12 protein-coding genes are annotated in these 11968 nt (G+C 49.4%); all 12 read left to right on the top strand.

Annotated elements, in window-relative coordinates; all coding sequences use genetic code 11:
- Positions 1-15: 15 nt before the first annotated feature.
- The 12 genes from PHT49_04825 (at position 16) to mamK (ending at position 11878) form a co-directional block, all read left to right on the top strand.
- Complete coding sequence (locus tag PHT49_04825) at positions 16-426, top strand: biopolymer transporter ExbD (protein ID MDD5451200.1); 411 nt, start codon at positions 16-18, stop codon at positions 424-426.
- The gene (locus tag PHT49_04820) at positions 423-1157 is read left to right on the top strand and encodes an energy transducer TonB (protein MDD5451199.1); all 735 of its coding nucleotides are present in this window, start codon (positions 423-425) and stop codon (positions 1155-1157) included. The genes PHT49_04825 and PHT49_04820 overlap by 4 nt, the downstream gene beginning before the upstream one ends.
- A 98-nt stretch (positions 1158-1255) precedes the next feature.
- Positions 1256-1444 carry a CooT family nickel-binding protein gene (locus tag PHT49_04815; protein ID MDD5451198.1) on the top strand — a complete coding sequence of 63 codons (189 nt, stop codon included), beginning with the start codon at positions 1256-1258 and terminating at the stop codon, positions 1442-1444.
- A 105-nt stretch (positions 1445-1549) separates the two neighbouring features.
- Positions 1550-3799, top strand: a complete 2250-nt coding sequence (locus tag PHT49_04810) for a TonB-dependent receptor (GenBank protein ID MDD5451197.1) — start codon at positions 1550-1552, stop codon at positions 3797-3799.
- Entirely contained in the window at positions 3800-4852 is a 1053-nt protein-coding gene (locus PHT49_04805; GenBank protein ID MDD5451196.1) for an ABC transporter substrate-binding protein, read from the top strand.
- Entirely contained in the window at positions 4845-5852 is a 1008-nt protein-coding gene (locus PHT49_04800) for an iron ABC transporter permease (protein MDD5451195.1), read from the top strand. The genes PHT49_04805 and PHT49_04800 overlap by 8 nt, the downstream gene beginning before the upstream one ends.
- A complete protein-coding gene (locus PHT49_04795; protein MDD5451194.1) occupies positions 5849-6631 on the top strand; it encodes an ABC transporter ATP-binding protein in 783 nt (260 codons plus the stop codon). The genes PHT49_04800 and PHT49_04795 overlap by 4 nt, the downstream gene beginning before the upstream one ends.
- A gap of 17 nt (positions 6632-6648) precedes the next feature.
- Positions 6649-7488, top strand: a complete 840-nt coding sequence (locus PHT49_04790) for an ATP-binding cassette domain-containing protein (GenBank protein MDD5451193.1) — start codon at positions 6649-6651, stop codon at positions 7486-7488.
- Between the two features lie 10 nt (positions 7489-7498).
- On the top strand, positions 7499-8239 hold the full coding sequence (locus tag PHT49_04785; GenBank protein MDD5451192.1) for an ABC transporter permease: 741 nt from the start codon (positions 7499-7501) through the stop codon (positions 8237-8239).
- Between the two features lie 295 nt (positions 8240-8534).
- Positions 8535-10526: a hypothetical protein gene (locus PHT49_04780; GenBank protein ID MDD5451191.1), complete on the top strand. Its 1992-nt coding sequence runs from the start codon at positions 8535-8537 to the stop codon at positions 10524-10526.
- A gap of 9 nt (positions 10527-10535) precedes the next feature.
- Entirely contained in the window at positions 10536-10883 is a 348-nt protein-coding gene (locus tag PHT49_04775) for a hypothetical protein (GenBank protein MDD5451190.1), read from the top strand.
- Positions 10880-11878: a MamK family actin-like protein gene (gene mamK, locus PHT49_04770; protein ID MDD5451189.1), complete on the top strand. Its 999-nt coding sequence runs from the start codon at positions 10880-10882 to the stop codon at positions 11876-11878. The genes PHT49_04775 and mamK overlap by 4 nt, the downstream gene beginning before the upstream one ends.
- Positions 11879-11968: the final 90 nt, after the last annotated feature.

Genomic DNA, 11968 nt, shown 5'->3' with positions numbered 1-11968 from the left:
TTAAATGGAAAACAGATGCTGGTAACCATCCGCCGTACTCAAAAAAAATCCTTAGGGCTGGACATGGCTCCGCTGATAGACATGGTCTTTCTGCTCCTCATTTTTTTTATGCTGTCGGCCCATTTTATAGAGGAAACCGGGATCAGTCTCGAACTCCCCCGGTCAAAGGTGGCCGGGGCTTCCCGGCCCATCCCCCTTACAGTCTCGATCGACCGGCAAGGCCGGGTTTTTGTGGACGAGATCGAAGTTGGCCTACGGGACCTGCGTCAGGCCTTACAGATGCGGCTGGCCGAAACCGGCAGGAAAGAGGTTGTGGTCAAGTCCGACCGGGATTGCCGGGTGCAAACCCTGGTTTCAGTAATGGACGAGATACGGCTGGCCGGCGCCCGCGGCCTGCTTCTTTCAGCGGAGGAAAAAGACCGGTGAGAAGGGCCGCTGACAACATACCTTATTTCTTTCTGGTCTCCTGCCTCTTACATGTCCTCTTCCTGTGGGGAATGGATCTCAAAAACAAGGTACCGCCGCACCGTTTGCCGGCCCCTGTCCTCAGTTTTGTATTTTCTGAGGTTACTGCCCCGGCGCATGTTCCACCGGTAAGGGCAACAAGTCAGGCCGGAAAGAGAACCGTTAAAAAAAATACAAAGGCAGCGCAGCCGCTTACGCCTAAAGAGACAGTACAGGCTGAGAAGCTGCCGCCGGAAGAGACATCCGTCCCTGCAAATGAAGGCAAGATGGAAAATGAGACGCCGGCTGTGGCACGGCAACCTTCTCCCTGCCCGTTTCTGAGTGCTATGCTGGCCGGAACGTCCGGTTCAGAGGCGAACTCCTCTCCCGGTCCTGCTTCTGCGGCCCAAAAACACAACGTCTTTGAAGGATACTTAGCCCTTATCCGGACCCTGCTGGAAGAATATAAAGAATATCCTTTGTGGGCCCAAAGAAACAGCCGGGAAGGGACCGTAGATTTGCATTTCGTCATATGCCAGGATGGGAAGGTAGAGGATTTGAGAGTCGTCAAGTCTTCCGGGTTCAGTATCCTGGATAAGGCAGCAGAACGGACGGTAAGGCGCATCAGCAGATTTCCGTCCATCCCAAAGGAACTGGCCATGAACAAGCTTTCTCTGGATGTACCGCTGGTATTTAAGTTGGTAAACAGATAACGCACAAGTTCAAAAGCGTCACTCGTCACTGGTAAAAGTGATCCATCCTTCCAACTTAACCAATGACTAATGACTATTTGTAAAAAAGGAGGGACAGAATGTGTGAGACAAACGCCTATATCTTAAAAGATGACAAGGAAGAACTCCTGATGGACAGCGTCATTATTCTCCGTCCGGAAGACGGCAAGATATACCTCCGCGGTCTTCTGGGAAAAGAGATGTACGTAGAGGCTGATATTCAGGAGATAAACTTTCTCGATCACCGTATGGTGCTGAAGGAAAAATAAGGAAAAGGCAGCCCCCTCTGCCAGGATGTGAGCTGCCTTTCCAGGAAGTACGTTTCGCCAGAGACGGACGCACCTCAACTCTCTTCGTAACAGAGTTGAGGTTTTTTGTCAAACTCTGTGAAGAAGGGAGATTTAAAGATGTGTTGTTTGTGGCTTTTGGTCATTCTGTTTACGGTATTTTTACCCCCCGCGTCCGGGATTGCTGAAGAGACAAAGGATACGGCGGTAATAAAAGAGATAATCGTAACCGCTACCAAGACTCCTCAGGAAATAGAAAATGTCCCGGCCAGCGCCAGCGTGGTAACCAGGGAAGATATCAGCAAGAGAAACATCCAGGCCCTGGATCAGGCCCTGCGGGAACTGCCGGGCGTCTTCGAACGCCGCGGCAAGGGCCTGATGGACACACTAGCCCATATCTCGCTCCGCGGCCTGCCGGGAAAAGAGCGTACCGCTATTTTACTGGATGGTCTTCCATTAAATGACAGTTATACGAATAGCGTGGAGTGGGCCGGGCTGCCTGTCGAATCTGTCGAACAGATTGAGGTCGTCCGGGGGCCGGTCTCTGCCCTTTATGGCGGAAATGCCATGGGCGGCGTAGTAAACATCATTACCCGGATGCCGGAAAAGCAGGAAATCCTGTTCAAGGCCGGATACGGAACCGACCAGACCTGGTCAACCCGCCTGGGTTATGGCAACAAGGTACTGGATAACATCAGCTTCAGGCTGGGTGCGGAATATCTGGATACGGACGGCTACCCCACTGAGCTGGTCACGAAGACTACCTCAGTCGGGGCAGGAACCGCTGTAACCGGCTGGACCAGGACCAATACAAGCACGGGTGGTACGGCCTATATCGTGGGCGATAAAGGTAATAACACCTGGTCACAAGGCAACTTTGACGCCAAGGTTGCTTTGGACCTGCCCAAGGCGTCAAAACTTACCTTGGGATATGTCCGCCAGCAGCGCGCCTATGATTATGACCGATATGAGTCTTATCTGCGGGATGCCTCCGGCGACCCGGTCATAAGCGGATCCGTAACCTTCGATAATCCGGCACAAAAGGCGTCTTTAAGCGAATCCAATTCTCTAAATGGGGAGGGAAAGACGGCTGCGGACATATATACCCTCCGCATAGAGACGCAGCCGGCTGACCGCTGTTCCCTCAAACTGAATGCCGGATTTATCGACCGAAGCAAAAACTGGTACACTACGCCCAATAGTTCAGCCACCTGGGATAGCGGTACGGGCAAGGTCTCGGAATCGCCGAGCAAAACCTGCCAGGCCGAAATCCAATCCGATCTCATGGTCGCCCCGGAAAATATCCTTACCGTGGGGCTTTCATACCGACAGGGTGAGGCGACCAGTGAGGAGTATAACCTCTCCTTCTGGAAGGATGAAAACAGCAAGACCAGCCTTGCCTATTGCTCCGGAGGAAAGGATCGCACCTACGCCCTCTTTGCCCAGGATGAATGGCATCTGCCTAAAAACCTGACGCTCTTTCTGGGCCTCCGCTACGATTACTGGAAGACCTACGACGGCTCTTATGATACGGACGGCAGCGGCGCGACCGCAGCGGTAAACTATCCTGACCGCACCGATGAAAGCTTCTCTCCCAATATCTCGCTCCTCTATAAGCCCCGGGAGATGACTACCCTTCGTCTCTCCGGCGGTACAGCCTTCCGTAGTCCCAATGTCTATAACCTCTACCGGACATGGGTCTCTTCCACCGGCTGGACCTACAGGGGCAATCCGAATCTGGAACCTGAGACTACGGCTTCCTGGGAACTGGGCTGGGAACAGAAGACCTCCTTCGGAACCAGGTTTAAGGCCACCTATTTTGAAAACTATGTCCGGGACCTGATATATCTCGTCACGGATACTTCCCTATCCAAGACCAAGACCTACCAGAATGCCGCCAAGGCCGAAGTCAAAGGGGTGGAGCTGGAATTACGTCAAAAAATCAATCCCTTCCTCGAGGCATTTGCCACCCTGACCTATGACGATGCGGTTATTACTGAATACCCGTCTAATCCAACCATCGAAGGGAAACAACTGACCTATGTCCCTAAAAATATGTATTCCATTGGACTTGATTTTGCCCACCGGAGGTTTAAAGGAAGCATCGTTGGCCGCTATGTCGGGAAGATTTATTCCAACGATGACAACACCGACTCATTCCGGTATGTCTATGGCTCATACGACCCATACTTTGTCGTAGATGCCAAGGTGAGCGCCGATGTGTCCAAGAATATCGAGCTGTCCCTCTCCGTGGATAACCTGTTTGACCAGGATTATTACTACTACTATGAGAGCCCGGGCACTGCCTGGTTTGCAGAAATGGCCGTGAGGTTCTAGGTGATAGGAGTCAGAAGTCAGAATACAGCGGTCAGGAGTCAGAAGGGAAAGAAGCCCTCCGCCTTTTCGTTAAAACGCCGCCTGTGGAGAATATTGATCCCTTGTCTGATTGTGCTCTTTCTGGCTTCCGCCTCCTGGGCTGCCGTTATAACCTATAAGGACAAGATCGGGAGGACGGTTAAAATTCCTGTCCCGGTAAAACGGGCCGTATTCTTTCAGACCTACGAATTAATCCCGGCCCTCGGCATCTGGGACAGGGTCGTCGGCATAGCCCGATGGGCGTATGACAATGACTTAATGAAGGCCGCCAAACCCGGTATTGAGAAGTCTGTCCCTTCGGCCGGCAGCGGCATGGATGTAAATATAGAGGCGCTTCTTAAACTGAACCCCGATGTTGTGATTACCTGGACATCCAAGCCGGAGACTGTCCGGTTTATGGAGGAAACGGGGCTGAAGGTCATCGCCGTCTATCCGGAGGACCTTGAGGAACTCTACGGGGTGATGAGGCTGCATGGAAGGCTGTTTGGAAAAGAAAAACAAGCCGAACACTGCATTGCCCGGATGGAGAGCATATTCAAACTTATAAAAGAAAGGGTGACCAGGATACCCGAAGATAAAAGAAAAAGGGTCTTATGGCTCGGAGGGAAACCCACTTCTGTAGCCTGTGGCATTGGGGTTACGGATGATGTCTTCAAACTGATCGGCGGGGTTAATCCGGCCGCTCAAATACCGCGAAGAAATGCCGATGTCCCGATAGAGCGGATAATAGCCTGGAACCCTGATGTAATATTTATCTGGGGGAATGCCGGTTATAAGGCCCAGGATATCCTCGACAATCCGCAGTGGAAATTCATCAGTGCCGTAAGGGAAGGCAGGGTATATAAGGCCCCGGAATGGTCCACCTGGTCACCGCGGCTGGCGCCCGTGGCCCTGTGGATGGCCATGAAGACCTATCCTGAGTATTTCCGGGATATTAATCTGGATCGGGTTACGGATGAGTTTTATAGAAAGGTCTTTGGCATAGCATATAACCAGGTGAAAAAGATTGAGTAAGAAGGCCCTGAAAACAATAACAATAATGGCCTCACCCTTTCTCATAGGGTGGGTCGCCCTTTTCATAGGCGCCTACAATGTAAGCCCTCTTATGGTCCTAAAGGTTATTGGTTCGGGAATATGGCCCTTTTTAAAAAGCCCGGATATTGAAGAAACGGCGATAATCCTGGATATAAGGCTCCCGCGCATAATCCTGGCCGGGCTGGTGGGCATTGCCCTCTCAGGGTCAGGCGTGACCCTCCAGGGAATATTCCGCAATCCGCTGGTTGATCCCTTTATACTCGGCATATCGGCCGGCGCAGCCTTAGGATGCGCCCTATCCGTGGGATTTTTCCCGCATCTGCCTATACAGATGATGGCGTTTTTATTTGCCATAACGGCAGTGATTCTGGCATACTCAATAGCAAAGACACAAGGCGAGGTCTCCAGGCTTCCCCTGGTGCTTTCGGGGGTCATCATCTCCGCCTTTTTTACTGCCATGGTCTCAATCGTAAAATTTCTGGTTGACCCCCATAAGCTCCAGAATATCGTGTACTGGTTGATGGGGAGCTTCTCTCTATCGGACTGGAGGCTGGTAAAAATTGCCGGAATAGGCATCATTACAGGACTTTTACCTGTATTCCTGATGCGCTGGAGGCTCAATGTGCTGAGTATGGGCGAGGACGAAGCCAGCGCCCTGGGTGTGAATACGAAGAGGGACAGGATTATATTTATTGCCGGATCATCCCTGGCTGTAAGTATTGCCGTATCCGTAAGCGGAATCATCGGCTGGGTAGGGTTGATGGTCCCGCATCTGGTTAGAATGATAACCGGCCCCGACCACAAAAGCCTTATCCCGTTAAGCATGGCCGGAGGGGCCGCCTTCATGATATTTGCCGACACCGTGGCCAGAAATCTGACCGATCTTGATATACCGGTAGGGATAATAACCGCTATAACTGGCGCCCCGTTTTTTATTTACCTTATGAAGAAAGGTGGAAAGGAGAGCTGGGGAAGATGATGGAGATTAAAGGTCTCGAGTTCCATCACCCTCATTCCCATGACCCGGTCCTTAAGGGAATCTCCTTTGGAGTAAATAGCAAAGAGGTGACTACCATCCTGGGCCCGAATGGTTCAGGCAAGACAACGCTTTTCAATTGCATAGCCGGGTTATGGAGACATCAGAAAGGCGAAATAGTATTCCAGGATAAAAATATATCGCATCTTCCGCACGAAAAAAGGGCCAAGATACTTGCTGTTGTCCCTCAGGAACACGCCCCCCCTTTCCCTTATTCTGTTTTGGATGCGGTGCTGATGGGCCGGGTTTCCCATGTAGGTATCTTTGCAACCCCTTCTAAAGATGATTACCTTAAGGCTGAAGAGGCTATAGAGGCCGTGGGGATAACACACTTAAAGGAAAGGGCATACACGCGCATCAGCGGCGGCGAAAGGCAACTGGCGCTTATTGCCCGGGGATTGGCCCAGCAGCCAAGGGTTATGCTCTTGGATGAACCCACCGCCCATCTGGATTTTCGGAATCAGATACACGTACTCAGTACGATTACGGAACTGACACGGAAAGAGAATCTTACCACCCTGGTCACCCTGCATGATCCAAACCTGTCCGCCATGTTTTCGGATAGGGTAATTCTCTTAGGCCAGGGGCAGGTTGTGGGTGAAGGAGATCCCGGAGCGGTTATAACCCCTGAGAATCTCCGGCAGGTGTATGACCTGGAGGTGGAGTGGATAGGTGACAATGGACGGCGTTTTATTTATCCGCGCCTCCCCGCCTGCCACTAATCTCTGTTTTCGGGCATATGATCAATATTGACCACATAACCAAAATCTATGGCGCCATCAGGGCGCTTGATTCCCTCACCCTTGTCATAAAACAGGGCGAGGTCTTCGGCCTTCTGGGACCGAACGGCGCCGGGAAAACGACCACCATCAAGATATTAACTACACTCAGCAAGCCCACCAGCGGCCGGGCCGCGATCGGCGGGCATGATGTGGAGAAAGAGCCGCTGGCGGTGAAGAATATCATCGGCGTAGCGCCTCAGGAGATAAACCTGGACAAGGAATTAACCGCTGAACAAAATCTCCGGGTCTATGGAATGCTTCACAGATTGGACAACCTTGGCCGGAATATAAAAGATATCCTGGAATTGGCCGGCCTGTCCGAGAGGAGCAACCACCTGGTGCGTGACTTTTCCGGCGGTATGCAGCGCCGCCTTCTTATCGCCCGCGCCCTTCTCACCAAACCGAATGTGCTTTTTCTCGACGAACCTACGGTCGGTCTGGACCCACAGGTAAGGAGACAGATATGGGACCTGGTCCGTAACCTTAAAGAGAACGGAACCACCGTCTTTCTTACCACGCACTACATTGAGGAGGCTGAGGCCCTTTGCACGCGGGTGGGCATCCTTTCCCGCGGCAGGCTTATAGCCCTGGGAACACCGCAGGAACTTAAGGGCGAAGTGGGCGGTTTCGTGCTGGAGTATCAGGAAAACGGCAATACCCGATACATGTTATGCCGGAGCCGGGAAGAGGCCCACAGCCTTTCGCAGAGCAAAAAAGGGCCGATAATCATCCGGGAGTCCAACCTGGAAGACGTCTTCATTAAGTTGACCGGGGAGAGGATTGGGCCGGCGGAATAGTAGGAGCCTTATGTCTGGATATTATCCGGTTTTTTTGCGTGAGATGATGCTCTTCCGGAGGCGCTTTCTGCGCCTCGGCTATTTCTTCTCGGCCATGTTTGCCCCGCTCCTTTATCTGCTGGCCTTTGGGCTCGGGTTAGGACACAGGATAAGTATTGCCGGAGGAAGCTATCTTGACTTCCTCCTCCCGGGTCTCATCGCCATGAGTTCCATGAATAATTCCTACACCTGGATTGCCACCAGTCTAACTGTAGGCCGGCTCCACTTCCGTACCTTCCAGGTTTTTATCCAATCACCGGTGAGTCCCTGTGCTATTGTCCTGGGAGAGGTTTTGGCCGGCATGGTGCGGGGTCTTTTTGCCTCAAGCATGATCCTTTTAGTCGGCTTGTTCCTGGGAAGCGGCCTTTATTTTATGCCGCTCTTCATACCGGCCTTGCTCCTCAATTGTTTTCTCTTCGCCTCTCTGGGTGTAGTCTCCGGCCTTAGGGCCAAATCTCACGAAGATACGGCCACCTTCTCCAATTTTTTCATATTGCCCATGGCCTTTTTTGGGGGGACATTCTTCCCGATTGAAGAAATGCCCCGCTGGCTGCAATTCGTCATCCGAATCCTGCCCCTGGCCCATACTAATAAGCTCATGCGTGCTAAATGTATGGGGCCTGATTGCCTCTTATCCCTGGCTGTCCTGGTAATCTTTGCCGTTATCTTTTTTGTCATCAGTGTTTATCTGGTGCGGACATACAGTGAATGAGGGGAGAAAATTAACCCTGGGGCTTCTAATCCCTGGAAGACAAAAATTGCGGAACTTGTAAAAAAACCTTGTCACCACCGAGCGCGCAGTGTCCGCAGAGAAAAACTGTAAAACATCCAATATGTTATCTCAGAGTTCTCTGCGACCTCTGCGGTAAAATTTTACTTTTTACGAGACCGTCAAAATTGTGTTGACAACAATTTGATAATAATGCTAATTTCGGTAGAGGTTATATGCTAAATATGGGGTAAAATCACTTTATTGTAACGTACAGCCACCGTAAGGAAACATCTTCATGTCATTATTCTTAGAGCAGCGCATAAAAAAGTTCAAATTTTCAGATATGTTACTCAGGCCTACCCCGCCGGAATCTGAAGGCGCATCTGAAACTGATGAACGTATAGACTTTTCAAAAGTAATAAAAAGAAAATCCAGCCAGATATACTATCTCCCAAACAGCCATAATGTCCCTGTGGGAAAGACTGTTGCTGAAAAGCAAGAAGCTCAACCCTTAAGAGAAGAAGAACGACAGCAACAGGGGAAAATTGATTACCGGCAGGATGAAGCCGCCCCCAAAACAGCGGAAATTTCGCAGCTACAGGAAAATTATTCTGTCCTGCAAAAAGAATTAGAGGCAATAAAGTCTACCCTTGCTTCTCAAGCTAATATTATTCAAGAGCAGGCAGACGGCATAGAATTACAGAGCAAAGAGATCGCCGTTTTAAGAAGGGAAAATGAATATTATATAGAAGAAAATCGCCGAAAAGATAAGGACTTAATCGATCTAAAGTATAACCTTCAGCAAAAAGAGTCTGAAGAAGAACGGTTAAGAGCCGGCCTTCAACGACTTGAATCCGATATGGAGCTCTTCAGGGAAACCCTTCACAAACAACAGGAAACCGAGGAATTCCAGAACCAGGAACTGGAAAACCTAAGAACAGTCAGGGCTGACCTCATCCGGCAACAAGAAGAGATACAACGACAACATAAAGAAGAGGTCACCAGCCTGCAAAATACCATCCCCGAAAAAGAGCTAGAATTAAGCCGCCACAAGAAAGAAGCCCAGGCACTGAAAAGCGAGCTGGATATTTTTAAGACAAGGGTTTCCGGTTTGCAGGCTGTCGAAGCAGAGTTAATCAAGAAACAGGAAGAGATCAAACGTCGTGAAGAGGAGTTCTCCGCCCTCCAGAGCCAGGCAACGGCTAAAGAGGAAGAGACAAGAATTTCCCAAGAGCAGACCCAAATTCTGCAAGCTAACCTAAGCGCACTCCAGTCAGAACTGACTAAATTTCAGAATATTAAAGAAACGTTGGAACAACAACAAGAAGACAACACAAAACAACGAGAGAAAATTTCCAGGTTACAAAATGAAGTTGCCCAAAAAGAAGCGGAAGGCCGGGAGCTAAAAACACAATCTCAACCTCTACAAACCGAACTGGACGCCCTTAAGTCGAATTTAACAGACAAAAACCGGCTGATTCAAGAACAAATAAAGACCATCCTGGAATTAAAGGAGAAGACATCGGCGCTGGAGGTCCAACACGCCTCAGAACGCGAGAAGATGCTATACGATCTCCAGGGGATCCAACGGGACAAAACTGCCTTAGAGTCCAGGGTTCTTGATTATAGACAGATGGCTTCAACATTACAGGCCGAACTCCAGGGCGCCACGGATAAAATTGACGCTATAAACAAAAAAAGGGCCGGCAAGGATCGGCTCATCGCCTTTTTATGCGCGCTATTGCTGGTCGTTAGCTTCAGCTCATTATATATGTATCGCTCCAACAACCAGCTAATACAGGAATTAAGCGATCTCTCCTCGACGTTGGAACAGAAAACCCACATTATCCACTCCAAGATAGAAAAGATCGAGTCGCTCAACGAAACGATCGATCAAAACGATGAAGTTATTAAACAACAGGCGTCAAAGATCACTACCCTTAATAAAAATATCAGATGGCAAAAGAAAAAAATAGACACCTTAAACAAGGCCCTGACGACAAAACAAAAATCCCTTACCAAAAAAGAGGAAGAAGTCGTCAAACTCAGGGCGGAGTTGGAAGAAACCAAGGTGGACTTTTTTCTATATAGACAAAAGGTAAACATCTCAGACCAAGCCAACCCGCTTTTTAATTTGGGCCAAAAACAAAGAAAACAAATCGGTCTATTGGATAGACAAATACAATACCTGGAATCTGTCCTCAAAGACCAGATTAATGTCATCGATGACCAGGCGGCTATCCTTAAAAATTACAGCCACAATGCAAAGATAAGCTGGACCCATTAATCCTTGAATGTGATCGACAAAAAGAAGGAATTAGTCAATAAAGTTATCTCAGCAGAAGTCAGAAAACAGGAAGAAAAGACAGAAGAAGACCAGATAGCCGGCTTTGCCAAAAGATTACAGGATAAAGAAGAACAATATTATAAGCATATTATCAACCGCATTCAGAAAGAACACGAGGCCATACTGGAATTAATTGAAAAGAAGATCCAGGAGGCCGGTCAGTTGCATCTTGGGCTGGCACTGAAAGCCAGATATCTGGAGATGGAAGAGACGAACCTGGAAATGGAGATTTGTCACCGCTGGAAAGTTATTCTACCGGATCTGTTGAAACCTAATACAGAGGAGGAAAGTGGATGAGTGAAAAAATATATATGGGAATTGACCTCGGAACGTCGAGGAGTGCGCTGGTCTCTAATAACGGCGTAGAAAAGGTAACGCTAAGCGTAGTGGGCTGGCCAAAAGATCTGATCGCCAGGCAAATGTTAAAACAAAACCTGTTGTTTGGACGGGATGCCCTTAAGCACCGTTTATCCCTCAACGTCGTATATCCTCTGGAAAAAGGTGTTATCAAAGAAGACGAGCAGGAAAAAACTATGGCCCAGGAACTTATCAAGCACCTCATCAGTGCCGTGGAAGCGCCCTCCGGGGCCAAGGTTTATGGAATTATCGGCGTACCGGCCAAGGCCAGCGTACAAAATAAACAAGTTGTGGCCGATATTGCCAAGTCAGTAATGGATTATGCAGCGGTAATTTCCGAACCCTTTGCCGTAGCCTATTATGCCGGCAGGTTAGACAACGCTATGATAATCGACATTGGCGCGGGAACTGTGGATATTTGCCGTATGCATGGAACTGTCCCGGAGGAAGAAGATCAGATTACGCTGTACAAAGGGGGAGATTATATTGATAAAGTCTTTTATGACACCCTTAGATCTACATACTCTACGGCCAACTTTACCCTGAACATGGCCAGAGAGATAAAGGAACGTCATTCCTTTGTATATAATGTCACCCGCTCCGTTTCAACCGTCTTCCCGGTCAACGGCAAGCCGGAGGTGTTTGACGTAACCAATGAGTTAAAATCCGCATGTGAAAGCATCGTCCCTGAAATTGTAGAGGCAGTAAAAAAATTAATTGCCACTTATGACCCTGAATTTCAGGAAATACTGAGAGAAAATATCTACCTGGCCGGCGGTGGCAGCCAGATAGAAGGGTTGGCGGATATGGTAGCGGCCGGGCTGGCAGATTTAGGCGGCGCCAAGGTAGAATGTATTGATGATCCCCTGTTTGCCGGAGCCAAAGGGGCCCTTAAGCTGGCCATGGACATGCCGGAAGAATACTGGATGGATTAATTAGATATTCGTTATATCTTTTTCTGAATAAAGACCCCCGGTCGTGGAACATGCCCGGGGGTCTTTATTTTTAATCCTCTTATTTTCGGC

The organism is Desulfovibrionales bacterium, assembly GCA_028715605.1.
Lineage (GTDB): Bacteria > Desulfobacterota > QYQD01 > QYQD01 > QYQD01 > QYQD01.
The sequence above is the reverse complement of the archived record's forward strand: the minus strand, read 5'-3'. Positions and strand labels throughout refer to the sequence as shown.